General features: G+C 38.8%; 15 protein-coding genes and 1 tRNA gene. 13 read left to right on the top strand and 3 right to left on the bottom strand.

Translation table 11 applies throughout. From position 1 onward, the window contains the following. Positions 1-14: 14 nt before the first annotated feature. On the bottom strand, positions 15-599 hold the full coding sequence (locus ACE1EF_RS10845; protein WP_375720685.1) for a hypothetical protein: 585 nt from the start codon (positions 597-599) through the stop codon (positions 15-17). 247 nt (positions 600-846) lie between these two features. Here ACE1EF_RS10845 and ACE1EF_RS10840 point away from each other — a divergent pair, with 247 nt between their 5' ends. The 6 genes from ACE1EF_RS10840 (at position 847) to ACE1EF_RS10815 (ending at position 5,067) form a co-directional block, all read left to right on the top strand. Further along, entirely contained in the window at positions 847-1,401 is a 555-nt protein-coding gene (locus ACE1EF_RS10840) for an RNA polymerase sigma factor (protein WP_375720684.1), read from the top strand. Next, on the top strand, positions 1,398-1,979 hold the full coding sequence (locus ACE1EF_RS10835) for a hypothetical protein (protein WP_375720683.1): 582 nt from the start codon (positions 1,398-1,400) through the stop codon (positions 1,977-1,979). The genes ACE1EF_RS10840 and ACE1EF_RS10835 overlap by 4 nt, the downstream gene beginning before the upstream one ends. After that, positions 1,954-3,051, top strand: a complete 1,098-nt coding sequence (locus ACE1EF_RS10830) for a hypothetical protein (RefSeq protein ID WP_375720682.1) — start codon at positions 1,954-1,956, stop codon at positions 3,049-3,051. Before ACE1EF_RS10835 ends, ACE1EF_RS10830 begins: the two co-directional genes overlap by 26 nt. Positions 3,052-3,068: 17 nt before the next feature. Then, positions 3,069-3,740, top strand: a complete 672-nt coding sequence (locus tag ACE1EF_RS10825) for a hypothetical protein (protein ID WP_375720681.1) — start codon at positions 3,069-3,071, stop codon at positions 3,738-3,740. A 26-nt stretch (positions 3,741-3,766) separates the two neighbouring features. Then, the gene (locus ACE1EF_RS10820; RefSeq protein WP_375720680.1) at positions 3,767-4,546 is read left to right on the top strand and encodes a head GIN domain-containing protein; all 780 of its coding nucleotides are present in this window, start codon (positions 3,767-3,769) and stop codon (positions 4,544-4,546) included. Positions 4,547-4,641: 95 nt separating this feature from the next. After that, positions 4,642-5,067, top strand: coding sequence for a thiol-disulfide oxidoreductase DCC family protein (locus ACE1EF_RS10815; RefSeq protein WP_375720679.1), 426 nt, complete (start codon positions 4,642-4,644; stop codon positions 5,065-5,067). On the opposite strand, the gene ACE1EF_RS10810 is transcribed toward ACE1EF_RS10815, so the two are convergent. Then, the gene (locus ACE1EF_RS10810) at positions 5,062-5,769 is read right to left on the bottom strand and encodes a hypothetical protein (protein ID WP_375720678.1); all 708 of its coding nucleotides are present in this window, start codon (positions 5,767-5,769) and stop codon (positions 5,062-5,064) included. The two genes, ACE1EF_RS10815 and ACE1EF_RS10810, sit on opposite strands and share 6 nt — an antisense overlap. Positions 5,770-5,841: 72 nt before the next feature. Next, the gene (locus tag ACE1EF_RS10805) at positions 5,842-6,741 is read right to left on the bottom strand and encodes a hypothetical protein (protein ID WP_375720677.1); all 900 of its coding nucleotides are present in this window, start codon (positions 6,739-6,741) and stop codon (positions 5,842-5,844) included. 199 nt (positions 6,742-6,940) lie between these two features. Here ACE1EF_RS10805 and ACE1EF_RS10800 point away from each other — a divergent pair, with 199 nt between their 5' ends. The 7 genes from ACE1EF_RS10800 to ACE1EF_RS10770 all read left to right on the top strand — a co-directional run bounded on the left by ACE1EF_RS10800 (position 6,941) and on the right by ACE1EF_RS10770 (position 14,528). Then, the gene (locus ACE1EF_RS10800; protein ID WP_375720676.1) at positions 6,941-7,666 is read left to right on the top strand and encodes a type III pantothenate kinase; all 726 of its coding nucleotides are present in this window, start codon (positions 6,941-6,943) and stop codon (positions 7,664-7,666) included. Continuing rightward, complete coding sequence (locus tag ACE1EF_RS10795; protein WP_375720675.1) at positions 7,656-8,912, top strand: BamG family beta-barrel-assembly machinery protein; 1,257 nt, start codon at positions 7,656-7,658, stop codon at positions 8,910-8,912. Before ACE1EF_RS10800 ends, ACE1EF_RS10795 begins: the two co-directional genes overlap by 11 nt. An 18-nt stretch (positions 8,913-8,930) precedes the next feature. Then, positions 8,931-10,322: a tetratricopeptide repeat protein gene (locus tag ACE1EF_RS10790; protein ID WP_375720674.1), complete on the top strand. Its 1,392-nt coding sequence runs from the start codon at positions 8,931-8,933 to the stop codon at positions 10,320-10,322. A gap of 2 nt (positions 10,323-10,324) precedes the next feature. Next, on the top strand, positions 10,325-10,900 hold the full coding sequence (gene lptC / locus ACE1EF_RS10785; RefSeq protein ID WP_375720673.1) for an LPS export ABC transporter periplasmic protein LptC: 576 nt from the start codon (positions 10,325-10,327) through the stop codon (positions 10,898-10,900). 46 nt (positions 10,901-10,946) lie between these two features. Further along, positions 10,947-12,206, top strand: a complete 1,260-nt coding sequence (locus ACE1EF_RS10780; protein WP_375720672.1) for a hemolysin family protein — start codon at positions 10,947-10,949, stop codon at positions 12,204-12,206. A gap of 95 nt (positions 12,207-12,301) precedes the next feature. Then, positions 12,302-12,374 (top strand) — tRNA-Phe (locus ACE1EF_RS10775). A 528-nt stretch (positions 12,375-12,902) separates the two neighbouring features. Then, positions 12,903-14,528, top strand: a complete 1,626-nt coding sequence (locus tag ACE1EF_RS10770) for a lipocalin-like domain-containing protein (RefSeq protein ID WP_375720671.1) — start codon at positions 12,903-12,905, stop codon at positions 14,526-14,528. The last annotated feature ends 216 nt before the right edge of the window (positions 14,529-14,744 follow it).

The following is a 14,744-nucleotide window of genomic DNA, read 5'->3' as shown; positions in this document are numbered from 1 at the left end:
CTTGCAATTTAAAATCATTTTTTATTAGCATCCCTGCTATTCATTCTGATGCCGAATTTTAAGGCCAGATGATTCATCCTGTAGCTTTGATCTGCACCAAACTGTGGAAAACGAATCATACTGTATTCAACCTTAATGAATGGTTGTATCCGTTCGGGCTTCGTGTAATTAAACCCAAACTCAAACTGGGTCTGATGGCCGAATATACTCCCTTCTGTACCTTCCTGTCTCAATTGGTTAAGCAAAAGACCGTAACCAATAAAAGGAATAAAATCTTTATCTTTTGCCAACTCATGCCTTACGGTCCATCCGTAAGACAGTATCCTCAGATCTTTTTCATCCCCCTGTCCCATCAGCCAGCTGTAACCAAGCGGAACGGTAATAAATGCAGCTTTCTTCCTGTGAAATCCGGAAAGTTGCCATGCATAATCAAGCAGAAAGTGACCTCCGTTTGATCCTGAATTTTCAAATCCATTATCAAATGTATAGATATATCCGGCTTCAACCGTATATTGCTTTGGTACTTTTTCCATTTGAGCATTCACAACAGCAAACACAGAAAAAAACACACATACAAAAAGTAAAATTTTAATTTTCATCCTTGAATATTTAAATGACCGGTTGAAAATAATAAAGTTTTCAATATTCAGGCATGAATAACTGAGGATTTATCATTTTGGTTCTTTCAATGTCCATCAGAAGCCAAAGTTTAAAAATGAAAAATCTCCGTTTACCTAAAAAAGCAGGCGGTTTAGCTACTTTTTATTTTTTTCTGCAAATATTTTAGAGACTTTTACAACCCTAAACATTTTTTAGTGTCTATAATAGTGTAAAAGGATGATACCCTTGGCGAAAAAAAGTATTGACATAAATAAGGATGTAATTGAGCAATGTCTGAATGGTGACCGACAGGCTCAGTTCCGCTTATATTCACTATATGCCGATAACATGCTTAACGTTGCCTACAGGATGACGAACAGCAGGGAAGAAGCCGAGGACATTCTTCAGGAATCGTTCATTGACGCTTTTACCAGGCTGAACACCTTTAGATTTGAGGCCTCGTTTGGCAGCTGGCTCAAACGTATAGTGGTTAATAAAACCATTAACCGTTACAGAATGAAAAAGCTGAAACTGACATTTATTGAAAGCTATGATTTCATGCATCTTCCGGATGAAGATACCGGGCAGGATTATCCGGATAATCTAACCGTAGATAAGGTTAAAAATGCCATGAATACTCTGCCTGAAGGAGCCAGGATTGTTTTCAACCTGTTCCTTTTTGAAGGGTATCAGCATGCTCAAATAGCCGAAACGCTGAATATTTCAGTGTCAACATCCAAAACACAGTTCAGGTACGCAAAGTTGAAAATCAGGGAATACTTAAAAGAGGACATCGTATGAAAGGACCAGACAAATTGGAACAATTTATCAATGATAACCGCGAAAGCTTTGAGGATCTTGAAACATCATCCAAAAGCTGGGAGAATATCGCAGCGCATCTTGATCAAAACGTTGTTCAGGATAAAACGCCAGGCGTTTCATGGATCTTTAAAAGAGCTGCTGCAGCGGTTATCATTGTTTTGGCAATGTATGGTGCATATAATGTTGTGATAAAAGTGGCCCAAAAGGAAGTTGCGGTACAAAACGGCAAGGATATTGATCCTGCCATTCAGGAGTATTCCGAAACTGAAGCATACTATGCTTCCCAGGTTGAATCTAAAGTTGCAGAGCTGGAACGAATTGCCAGGGAACATCCTGAAGTCATTACTGAAGTGAAAGAAGAATTTGAACTGCTTGACAATGATATGAAAACCATGAAAAGCGATCTGAATGAAGGAATCGCACGTAAGGAAATCATTGAGGCCATGGTTCAAAACTACAGACTGAAACTTAAAATTCTGGAAAATATTCTGGATCAGTTAAATGAAAACACAAACGAAAACAACAGTAAAAATGACATACACACTATTAACACCTAGTAAACTGCTTCTTTTGTTTCTGCTGCTCAGCCCTATGGCTGCATTAGCCTCAGGAATAGAGGAAACACTGATTACTGTCAGGTCTTATAAAGTTGAACCTGATACCAAACTGGAGGTTTTTAATAAATACGGAACCATACACATCAATACATGGGAAAAGGATTCTGTAATCATTAAAGCCAGTGAATATTACAAAGCCGATGATAAAAAGCAGCTTGATAAGTTGAAAAGTTCTGTCGACTTTGCGATTACAAGAACGCACTATATTATTAATGTGAAAACGGTTTTTGCTGATCCGGCAAAAGACCTGTTGAATTTTATTCCGCTCGATCTTAAATCAAACAGCGAGACAAGGGTCGATCTGGAAATCTGGATGCCGGAAAACATTAATCTTACACTCGAACACCGGTATGGTGATGTTTTCCTGGGCACATTGAGAGGTGATGCGTATGTTGATGTAGCCCACGGTCAGTTTAAAGCCTATAACATGTATGGCAAACTGAAACTGAATGCATCCTACTGCAATTCGACGATACGCTATGCTGAGGATGCCATAATTACTGCTCGTTTCGGTGAAATGACGCTGGATTCTATCGGCAGACTGAACCTGGAAAGCAGGTCAGCCGAAATGAATATCGGTGATGCCGGTCTCCTTGAAATTAATGGCAAAAACGATGACATATATATCAGGTCATGCCGGGAACTTCATCTGGACGGCTATTTTTCTAAACTTAATGCCGATAAAATTTCAGGAAATGTGTATTCCAAAACAACATACGGCAATCTGAACCTGAACTTCCCGGAACAATATGAAAACAGCATCACGATATACTCCAACTATACCGATATTGGCTTAACATTTGATGCCGGGAACGGTCTGTTGCCTGTATCGGTTCTGCATCAGAAAAGCCGGTTTATGTATTCGTCTTCCAACACGCATCTGAAGGAAGAAAAGATAAGCGGTAAAGATGTAATATATAAATCCACAGGAACGATAGGTCACGGAGAAATGCTGAACGGGAACCTTAATGTGGAAATGTTCTCAGGTGAATTAAAATTAATTGTAAAATAATCTAAACTAATATAGTAATGAAAAACAGAAGTATACTAGCTGCAGTGGTTTTGGCGTTAATGTTTTTACAAACAACGGTTGCACAGGAAGAAACGAACAAAGATTTTGTTATCGTCGATCACAGTAATGACGATTTTAAATCTCTTTTAGGTAATAAAGGATCCAATGGAGGTTACCTGAGTATTGATATTACCGGTGGCCAGATGGATGGCAATCAGGTATTTGAAGCCGGGGGACGTCTCGGGTGGATCATCAACCACGGTTTTGCCTTTGGCCTGGCCGGTTATGGTTTTGCACAAAATATTGTAGATGACTCACAAACTCCCGGAGCAGAACTCAATCTTGCTGGTGGCTATGGCGGTTTACTGATTGAACCTATTGTCTGGAGCAAGGAAATTGTACATTTAAGCATACCCGTAATTATTGGTATTGGTGGTGCCGGAAGAAATTCCAACTCCACCTATGTTTCCGAGATCCAAACATATTTTCCTGATGGCACATACGGGGAGAACGATTTATTCTTTATGTTAAGGCCCGGTGTTGAACTGGAAGTGAACCTGTCGCGTTTCTTCAGAATTGCCCTGGGAGGCTACTACCATCAGGCGCTCGGGTTCCAGTTGGAAGATGTGAGCAGCAGAGCCCTGAACGGATTTACAGGCGGAGTCAGCTTTAAATTTGGCTGGTTCTGAAATTATAAATATAAAAAAATACGAAGATGAAAAAGACAATTTTATCAATCATAGCATTAAGCGTGCTGCTGTTAACCTCGTGTATAGGTTATTACAGAGCTGACGGACCAATTGAGACAAGAAATTATGACCTGAGTGGTTTTGAAGGAGTAGAACTTGACGGATCAGGTGATGTATTTGTTTATTACGGGGAATCGTTCAACATAGAAGTCTCCACGCATAGTGATCTGTTCGACATGCTGAACATTTATGTTTCCAACGGTGTATTACACCTGGGTTTTAAAAGCGAATTCAGAACCATAAGTTATGATAAACTTCAGTATAAAATCACGTTACCGGAACTGCATTTTGTATCCATCGACGGATCGGGCAATATTGATGTAATGGACAACTTCAGCATGAACAATGACTTTGCCATGTCAATTGACGGATCAGGTGATATCATGACCATGAATATAACTGCAGATCGCGTTTTTGCAGATCTTGGTGGCAGTGGAAGCATCACCACAACCGATATTGACTGCCAGATTTTTGATGCAAATCTTGACGGTTCCGGTAAAATCAGAAGCCAGGGTTATGCCAGAAAACAAATTATTAACCTCGATGGCAGTGGCGATGTCTTTACAGATTACCTTGAGACCCTGGAATCCTATTTAGATATCAATGGATCCGGGACCTGTAAGGTATGGGCTACCGATATTCTGAATATCCGTATCGACGGCAGCGGAAAGGTTTATTACTACGGCGACCCGGAAGTAAACTCCCGAATCACGGGCTCAGGCGATATTGTCCACCTTTACGACTAAACATTCCCTTCCAGATATTGAAACTCCGCATGTTTTACCATTCAACATGCGGAGTTTTTTTATAAACCTTATGCCTTCAAATTGGTTTATCAGGTATGAACCAACCTGTAATTTTATACGATGGATTCTGTAATCTGTGCAATTATTCTACACGGACCATACTTCGGTTCGACCATAAAAAGCAATTCGAATATGTCCCTTTACAATCACCGGATGGTCAGAAGATATTGTCCGACATTCAAAACATTCCTGACACTGTCATACTTTATTACCACAATAACCTCTATCTAAAATCAGATGCTGTATTGAAAATTTCCACACTCATCGGCTTTCCACTTTCAATACTCGCCATATGCTATATATTTCCACGAACGGTAAGGGATTATGTGTATGACTTAATTGCCAGATACCGTTATAAAATATTTGGCAAAAAAGATTATTGTACCATGCATCCGGAGGATAAAAAAAGGAGACCCGGTTTGTGGTCTCCTATAAAGAATATGAATAATGATTCATTATAATCTGTTCATGAATTGTTTGTGAGCTTCCAGTAAAAAATCGGACGAAAGAGCCGGATTATAAACCCTTACCACATCTTCTATCCTGTCATCTGTATAAAAAAATGCGAGGGCAAAATCCGATTTAGCGGTGATCCAGTTGTAATTGACCCGTTTTACCAAATCCCGGAATTCGTCCCACTTTAGGTGGTAAGGCAAAACAAAATAGCCCTGATCCAATTCACCTACATCAAGATATATGCCTTCCTGCACCACATTCAGATGAAACAACTTTTTAATGGTAATCAGAGCTGTATCTTTGATATCTCTTAATTGCCGGTCAAACCTGATCCCAACTTTACTGTATACCTCCTGTAAAACCGGTACTTCGCTGAAATTATCAAGATTACGAACACGAATAGCATCAAACGACTCGTGTGGGAATTTTATCTCTGCATAAGCAGCTTCAAACCGTCCCTTGAAAACGGATCTTGCAGCCTGAGTTGCCCGTGCAACCTCCTCGAGAGACGATTTGCCCTGGATGATAAAATAGATATACAACGGAGAAGAAAAATGAGGCCGTTCACTGTAATATTCAAGATAACCGGGAAAGGGTTCAGGTGCTTCCAAAACCAATGTGCCGGGGATTTTCTGAGAGGTTACAGTTGTGAGCTTCTCATATTTATTCAAGTGACCGTATCTTTCAATCTTTTCGGCTGAGTTCATAATACTAAGATTTGGTTAATATTTAAAGGTATAACAAAACATACTCATTTTCTGTTTAACAGTTAACTAAACTTACGATCTGCTTTTAAGTTCTTTCTCTGCTTTTTTCAGTATATCCTTCTGAATAGCCGTTCCGCATATTATTTTGTAAGTCGCCGGAAATAACGATTTCTGAGTAATTTTCTCCGTTGTAATACCATCACCATTTCCATTAAGTTTTACGGAAATAATGCCATTTTGGTTTCCATACAACCAGAATTCTTTGTTATTTTTTTGTAATCCCACTGTTTGCAGCCACTCCAAACTATCAGTCATTGTTCCGTCTTCTAAAACCCATCCGTTTTTAGCCCCGGCGGATGTGTAAAAATCTATGTGAACCTCCTCACGATTACCATTAACGGACATCAGTGCCAGAACATATAAACCGTTCAATCTGAAAATCTGAAAATCCTCAATATCAACTGTTGAATGAATTATTTTTATGGGTTCAACAAGTTTACTGTTTTCTGTACAGGTGTAGTAAATTCCGGAATTATCCAGTGCATTATTGCAATAAAACAGCTCAGTGCCGGCTTTTTTATTTTCCAGTATTTTAAATTTAAAGGGACCCGGAAAATCCAGAACTGCATCCGCATTTTCCACGACCGTTAAAGGTCGCTCCCAATGAACCAAATCATCGGACTTAGAACTTAATATTTTGTTTTTACCGGTAACGTAGTGCATGAACCGGGATCTGGCTACTCTTATGATTTGCTGGTTTTGAACATCATCATAATCAGCAATAACCAGGGGTTTGGCACTGGAAATAATATTCCATTTTATTCCATCAGTGCTTTTTGCCCAATGCATAGTTTCGGGTTTGTTTTTTTCTGAACATAAAACAATAAAGGCATCAGGTGTTAACAGTCTGTATAGCGTTAAACCAACCAGTGCGAGTACAGTGAGCAATATGGCTGTGTAATTTATCTTCATGCAGATATTGATGATTTTTGTTGTAACCCTTTCAGCCGTTTACCGTTTTAACAATATTGATATAAGCAAAAACGTTATTGTAGTAGAGCAAATTAAAGAAAACCTGAGTAATTTATCAAAGATTAACACTTTACTTGGAGTTGAAATAATATGATTCACGGTAATTTAAATACTTTTGTCGTCTTCACATAAACAACTGATGATGAACCTTATAATTGACGAGGGTAATACACGTACCAAGGCAGCAGTTTTCGAATCGGGAAAAATGCTGGATACGACGACCTGTACATCATCAGATTCAGAAGAATTGAAGGATTTGATAAACAGGTTTCTACCCCGGTTATGCATAATAAGCTCTACCAGGAGGGATAAATCAGATTTCTCAGAGCTTTCTGGTAAGTTTTCTCAGTTTATATTTCTGGATCACACCGTGAAAACACCGTTAACAATTCTGTATGATACACCTGAGACTTTGGGGAAAGACAGACTTGCAGGGGCTGCAGGGGCATACAGACTATACAAAGGCAAAAATCTTCTGGTGATAGATGCCGGAACTGCTGTAACTTTTGATTATGTGGATAATGCAGGAAATTACCTGGGCGGAACCATTTCACCCGGCTTAAACATGCGTTTAAAGGCATTAAATACGTTCACTTCGAAACTTCCACTGGTTGAACCGGTTTTTTCTGAAAACATTTTGGGTAAAAACACGCATGAGGCCATACAACAGGGTGTATTTAATGGTTTAACACACGAAATTAACGGGGTATGTTCCGGTTTTTTAGATAATAATCCTCATGGCAAAGTAATTCTGACAGGAGGTGATGCTGTTTTTTTTGAAAAATATGTAAAAAGTACCATCTTTGTACATTCAAATTTGGTACTGATAGGACTAAACACAATTTTAGAACACAATGCGAATTAAACTTTTATTTTTTACATTTTGTGCACTGACGTTTGTAACTGTTTTAAATGCACAAAACAGTACCAGTTCGCCCTATACGAGGTATGGTTTGGGCTTGCTTGAAACCAATACATTTGGCCGCGGACAATCGATGGGTAAATCGGGTATCGCATTGCGTTCCAATAAGACCATAAATCCATCTAACCCGGCAGCATTCAGTGCCATCGATACCTTAAGTCAGATTTTTGAATTTGCATTTTCCGGTCAGATCTCACAATTCAAATCCGGAACGCAGACACAGTTTAACAATGATGTAAACTTCAGTTATCTGGGCATGGCATTTCCGATCTCAAAGTACATTGGAGTATCACTGGGAGCAAGACCAATGTCAAATGTTGGATATAATTACTTCATTCAACAGGATCTTCAGGATATCGGCATCACCCAAAGCACCTACGAAGGTTCCGGAGGTGTGACCAATGCTTTTGCAGGTATTTCTGCCAGGTTTTTTAATCATTTATCATTGGGTGTTAACCTGGAATATCTTTTTGGTGCAGTTTCGCATAACAGAATTGTTGAGTTTCCCAACAACCCTGAGTATTCAACTTTCTACAGTTATGAAAAACTTTATGTTAATGCTGTTCATCCCGTCTTCGGCTTGCAGTTTGTCCTGCCAGTGAATGAGACTCACAGTTTGACACTGGGTGGTACCTACGAATTTAAAACATCCTTAAATGCCAGGCAGGATCTCATATCCCAAAAAGATTTCGCAAGCATAACAAAAATTACAATTGCCTCTAATATAGGTCAGGATATTGGAATGGAAATGCCGGAAGCATATGGCATAGGTGCAGCTTATGAAGTTAAAAATAAACTGACTGTTACAGGCGAATATGCATTGCAAAAATGGAGCGAAAGCGAATTTTATAACGTTACCGATACACTGGGGAACAAAACAAGAATTTCTGCCGGTTTAGAATATATTCCTAACTTTATAGACCGAAACTATTTTAAACGTGTGGAATACAGGCTTGGTGGATTTTACTCAACCAACTATATCACCGGGCTTGGAGAGGATCTCTACAATTTTGGCATGACTTTTGGACTCGGTTTACCACTGAGATATGAAAAGACAAGATTCAACATTGCATTTGAACTTGGCCAGATGAAATCCTCAGGAGGTTCTTTAATTAGTGAATCATATGGAAAGGTAACCATTAATTTTTCATTCAATGATTATTGGTTCTTCCGCAGAAAACTGGAATAATAATTAATCGCAATAAAAATGAAAACGAAGGTATTTACAACATTAGCATTACTTGCTTTTACGATGACCATGTTCGCCCAGACGGGGCTGGAAAGTGGTTCAAAATTCGGACATGGAGAAGACAGTATCAGGTGTCTGAGTAATTTTTCGCTGTTTCATGAATATGCTAAACAAAAAAATTACAAAGATGCGGTTAAACCATGGACAGTATCCTATAATGAATGTCCCGCAGCCAGTATTTACATTTATACTGAAGGTGAAGATATTATGGAGTGGCAAATAAAACATGCGCAAAGCCCAGAAGAGAAAGAGCAGCTTATTCAGCAGTTAATGCAACTTTATGATCAGCGGATAAAATATTTTGGTAATCATTCAAAATATCCCAAAGAATATATTAATGGTAAAAAAGCACTGACTTATTACGAGTATTATGGCAACACAACTGAAGGATTAAAACAATCACTTGATAACTTTGATGATGCCATTAAAGGGCTTTTAAACAAATTCATGCCTTCTACAGCTTCAACACTGCTGTCATGCATGTCAAAATACATTGGTCTGAATTTTGTACTTTATGATCGGAGTGAAATCACTGGCGAAACGCTTATAGCAAACTACCAGGAGATACAATCTAATCTGGATAAAATTCAGAAAGCAACAACAAAATATAATAGTACTGTTGATCAGTTGAGGGACTTTGCAGAAGAGAAATTTGCTGAAAGCGGAGTAGCAGATTGTAATACACTGGAAAATATGTATGCTGCAAAGGTGGAAGAAGACAAAGAAAACAAAGAAGAGCTTGAGAAAATTCTAAAGACTTTTGATAAATCAGATTGTACCGAATCTGAGACCTATTTTAAAGCAGCTGAATATGTTTATGATATTGAACCAAGTGCAGTAGGTGCAGTTGCCCTTGCTAGAATGTACATTAATCCGGCTCATGAAGATATAGATAAAGCCATGGAGTATCTGCAACAAGCAGTTAATCTGGAACAAGACAACGATAAAAAAGCAGATTATCTTTATTTAATGGCCAACATTGAATTTTCAAAGAAAAAAGATTATCCAACTGCCAGATCGTATGCTTTAAAAGCCATTGCAGCCCGGCCCAACTGGGGCGATCCATATATCCTGATTGGACAAATGTATGCTGCTTCTGCACAGGCTCAGCAACTGGGTAGCAAAGATATTGAAAACAGAGCGGGATACTGGGCTGCAGTAGATAAACTAAAAAAAGCCAAACAGGTAGATCCTTCATGTGCTGATGTAGCAAATATGTATATCAACAATTATTCTCAGCATTTCCCCGGTACAGAAGAGATATTCATGCAGGAAGGATTTGAACTGAATCAGCCATACCGGGTTGGTGGATGGATTAACGAAACAACAACGTGTACACCTAAAGACTAATTTTGTCACAACTTAAAATTCATATTAAAATATCACTTATTGCAGCACAAATTATTTGTGCTGCAATAATTTTTTCAGGTTGCAGTAAAACAAAAACACAACTTGTTCCTGATATTGACAGAACCAAATGGCCTTCGGTAAAAGCAGAAAACATTGAGTCAATAGTCTCAGATTCCGGTTTTGTGAAATATATCATTACTGCACCTCTGTATGAAGTTTTCGACAAAATTGAAGAGCCGTACTGGGAATTCAGTGAGGGTTTGAAACTTAAACGGTACAATCATGATCAGCTTGTTGACTCTGAAATAGAGTGTAACTATGCACGCTATTTTGAGAAAGAGAAACTATGGAAACTGGAAAACAAGGTGTTTGCCAGGAACATTGACGATGAAACATTTGAAACGGAGTTAATGTACTGGGATCAGAGCGAGGAAAAGCTTTACACGGACCAGATGTTGCGGATTACAAACCACAAAACCGGACAGGTGGTTATCTGTACAGGCTTTAAATCAAATCAGAACTTTACGCAATACTCCTTTGAAAAAGTAACAGCAACATTTCCGTTAGATATTGAATAATTTGAAATTTTAAATTCTCTTTCTTAATTTCATACAAAATATTGCAATGAGTTCACTCGCCACAATCCTCATAACGGTAACATTTTCAGCCTTTTTCTCAGGTATGGAAATTGCATTCGTGGCTTCAAATAAACTCCGGTTCGAAATTGACCGCCAAAAGGGACAATTTACGTCCAATATCCTTTCCATTTTTTATGAACATCCCCAGCAGTTTATTGCGACCATGCTGGTTGGAAATAATATAGCGCTTGTCATCTACAGTTTACAGATGGCCAAAGTGCTTGAACCCGTATTTTTCAGATATGTTGATTCCGGATTAGTTGTTCTGCTGTTGCAAACTATTTTCTCAACACTGATTATCCTCTTTACTGCTGAGTTTTTGCCCAAGACTGTGTTCAGACTCAATCCCAACTTATCACTTAAACTATTATCCATTCCATTGATCCTGTCGTACATCGTGCTGTATCCTGTTGCTTCTTTTTCCTCATGGGCTTCGGCAAAAATACTACGTATTTTCAGGGTCAGGTTTGACACCATGGAGGAGAAACCGGTTTTTGGAAGAATTGAGCTGAACAATCTGCTTGAAGAGACATACGAAAACACCAATGGAGACTCTGTCCCTATTGATCATGATGTAAAAATATTCCAGAATGCACTTGACTTTTCACGGGTTAAACTGCGGGAGTGTGTTATCCCAAGAACAGAAGTTGTTGCTGTTGATATTGACTCATCTCTGGAAGATTTAAAACAACGTTTTATTGAGACCGGCCTTTCAAAAATTGTTATATATAAAGAAAATATTGATCATGTTGTCGGCTATGTTCACTCCTCAGAGCTGTTTAAGAATCCGAAGACCCTGCGTTCAAGGATCATGAATATCCCTATTGTTCCGGAGACCATGGCTGCAAGCAAACTTCTGAAAGTATTTATGCAGGAAAAACGAAGTATTGCCGTGGTTGTGGATGAATTCGGTGGGACTTCAGGAATAGTGACACTGGAGGATATTATGGAGGAAATATTCGGTGAAATTGAAGATGAACATGACAGTACAGATCTTCAGATCAGCTCTGTTGGTGAAAATGAATATATCCTGAGCGGACGGGTTGAAATTGACAATGTAAATGAAAAACTAAATCTAGAATTACCCAAAACAGATGATTTTGAAACGGTTGCCGGATTAATACTTTATCACTATGAAAACCTGCCTAAGGTAAACGATATCATAGACATAGGAAAGTTTAAATTTAAAATCCTGAAAGCCACAGAAAACAAAATCGAACTGGTTAAATTAACGGTTATTCAATAATTTTCTATTTTTCTTAATCTGGTTTTTGAGAATTTGAAAAAATATCTATATTTGCACCGCTCTTAGCAATAAGAGATCACACAGCAAAACCAAACGGTGCCATAGCTCAGTTGGTAGAGCAACGGACTGAAAATCCGTGTGTCCCCGGTTCGATTCCTGGTGGCACCACAAAGAGGGAAAAACGATTGTTTTTCCCTCTTTGCTTTTTCAATATATTGGTGTCCCCGCTTCCCCCGAAGCTTCGGGGCTGGTGGCACAAGTTATATTCATTCCACCTAATCCGATTTTAATTTTTCAATATGCTTTAGTTAATACAGATTCTTTATGCGAAACATTTAAATCTAAACCGTTCTTCGGCCTATCATAAAGAATTGTCCGAACTCCCTCGCTGAAAACGACCTAAGAGAGTGTTTATCTAGGGCGATAAATGTGAAGCATTAATTCTATTCCACTGTTATAAAGTCACCTTTTATCTGGGGAAGGTATAATCAGCTTGATATAATGACATGGCGTTTCACTCAACGGCCTTCTGAAACCCCTTTCTTTATCCCTCAGCAAAAATACCCAAATTCGTTTTGTAGGTAATTTTACTGTTTTTATTGTTTTATATTTGTGTTGAACGTTAGAAGCATTTCCAATCTCTCAAATTTAATTATCTTTATCTTGACTAATTATAAATAACCTAACAGTTTTATTATGGGCAAATACGTTTACTTTTTTATGCTTTTTCTGATTACAGAAGTACTTCCGGTCAATTCTCAGGACTGGAAAGATTATCCCTATGAACCTGCTGGCAGCCTGATTAAGTTTCCAAAGGATGAGGGAAGACACACAACAGAACCTGTTGAATGGTGGTATACCATTGGTCATCTCACCGGGGATGAATCAGGCACTCATTACAGTTACATGCTCACCTATTTTTACATGAACTATCCACCTTATCAGGGATTTAGAATTTTTAATGTAACAAACGATGATACAGGCGAATTTTATTCTGATGTACAACCTGTGACCTATGCCCTGCTGGCTACAGACAGTCTGAACCTTATTGTGAAGACAGGATTTTTGGGATCAGGCACCGAAACATGGAAAAACAAGACCAATGCTGCCGGCATGATTCCTTTTGAATACGTTTTGACTGCCAATGCATCAAAAGGTGCTCTGAATCTGGAATATGTGGCTCAGAAACCACCACTTATCCTGGGTGATGATGGTTACTTCCCCCAGGGACAGGAAACATATACCTATTACTATTCGCAAACGCTTAACAGTGTTACCGGTTCATTTACATTTAACGGTACTACTGAAAACGTAAGCGGAACCTCATGGATAGACAGACAATACGGGACATTTAACCCGAGTACCGGTGAAAAATATGAATGGTTCTGCTTACAACTTTCCAATGGTATGGATATAAACGTCTGGGACCTTTTTGCAACTGACAACACGATTCCTGAAGATCCTAAATACAAGAATATATCGGTTTATGTGGATGAACTTAACAGTTATACCAATATTGATTTCCATATTGAGCGGCTGGGATTCTGGTGGAACTCGACAGAGGATTTATGCTATGCCCGAAAATGGCGACTCACTTCTGAGCAGAATAATATGGATCTTACGATTACAGCAATAAACAACAACACGGAAGTTGACCTCCCTTTTCAGTTTTATGAAGGTTCAGTAAGTATTGAAGGAACGGTAAACGGAAATCCGGTCAGCGGCAAGGGCTATGCAGAACTTTTACATCATTATCTTAATCCGGAGGTAACAGTTGTTCAACCGGAAAATGATGAATGGAATGCTTCCATGCCATTATCCTGGACCCTTAATAATCCTGATGACGGCAATCCGTTAGCTTACGATTTATACTATAGTGTGGACAATCAAGAGAGTTTTACAAAAATAGACTCCGGCCTGAAAGTCAATGAATATTACTGGCTCCCCCCTGCTGTCAGCACCGGTGAGTCCGTTTGGTTCAGGGTAGACGCCTACTCCATTGATACGACTCTAACCGGCACTGATACAAATGATGCCATGGTAACCGTAACAAAAGGAACAAAAACAGATGAGAAATATAAGCTGGATGGCATCCAAATTTTCCCTGTTCCGACCCGGAATATGCTACAGATAAGGCACGATCCTTCTGTCTCTGTAAAGCAGTTCACCATATATGATCTGGCAGGCAATAAAGTCATGGAGAATATTTTACAAAGCAACACATCAGAACAGATCAGTACAAAAAAGTTAAAACCCGGCTACTATGTTATTCGCATAAACAGCAGTTCAGGCACTGTCGATAAGAAATTTCTAAAACTATGAAGAGGAGGTCCCAAAAGTGATATCAGAATTATCTTTACTTACGGATCGTAAGTAATTTTTACAAAATTACCCCTAAGTCCACCTGCGCCTCCGCTATTGCTTCGGCGACACGCGGAAAGGGGACTTGAAACCTCCCTATTTAGGGAATTCCCGATAGCTGTCGAGGATGGAGGGGTAAAATAAAGATTGCTTACAATTTATAAGTTCAAAATATTT

Source organism: Quyinboa sediminis, assembly GCF_042219855.1.
In the GTDB taxonomy this organism is placed as follows: domain Bacteria; phylum Bacteroidota; class Bacteroidia; order Bacteroidales; family UBA5342; genus JBHJHP01.
This window is presented reverse-complemented; position numbering and strand designations above follow the sequence as displayed.

Coding starts and splice junctions, on each gene's coding strand:
- ACE1EF_RS10780 (WP_375720672.1), top strand. CDS start 10,947: ATGAGTTCACTCGCCACAATCCTCATAACGGTAACATTTTCAGCCTTT.
- ACE1EF_RS10830 (WP_375720682.1), top strand. CDS start 1,954: ATGACATACACACTATTAACACCTAGTAAACTGCTTCTTTTGTTTCTG.
- ACE1EF_RS10810 (WP_375720678.1), bottom strand. CDS start 5,769: ATGAACTCAGCCGAAAAGATTGAAAGATACGGTCACTTGAATAAATAT.
- ACE1EF_RS10845 (WP_375720685.1), bottom strand. CDS start 599: ATGAAAATTAAAATTTTACTTTTTGTATGTGTGTTTTTTTCTGTGTTT.
- ACE1EF_RS10790 (WP_375720674.1), top strand. CDS start 8,931: ATGAAAACGAAGGTATTTACAACATTAGCATTACTTGCTTTTACGATG.
- ACE1EF_RS10825 (WP_375720681.1), top strand. CDS start 3,069: ATGAAAAACAGAAGTATACTAGCTGCAGTGGTTTTGGCGTTAATGTTT.
- ACE1EF_RS10770 (WP_375720671.1), top strand. CDS start 12,903: ATGGGCAAATACGTTTACTTTTTTATGCTTTTTCTGATTACAGAAGTA.
- ACE1EF_RS10815 (WP_375720679.1), top strand. CDS start 4,642: ATGAACCAACCTGTAATTTTATACGATGGATTCTGTAATCTGTGCAAT.
- ACE1EF_RS10820 (WP_375720680.1), top strand. CDS start 3,767: ATGAAAAAGACAATTTTATCAATCATAGCATTAAGCGTGCTGCTGTTA.
- ACE1EF_RS10795 (WP_375720675.1), top strand. CDS start 7,656: ATGCGAATTAAACTTTTATTTTTTACATTTTGTGCACTGACGTTTGTA.
- ACE1EF_RS10805 (WP_375720677.1), bottom strand. CDS start 6,741: ATGAAGATAAATTACACAGCCATATTGCTCACTGTACTCGCACTGGTT.
- ACE1EF_RS10800 (WP_375720676.1), top strand. CDS start 6,941: ATGATGAACCTTATAATTGACGAGGGTAATACACGTACCAAGGCAGCA.
- ACE1EF_RS10835 (WP_375720683.1), top strand. CDS start 1,398: ATGAAAGGACCAGACAAATTGGAACAATTTATCAATGATAACCGCGAA.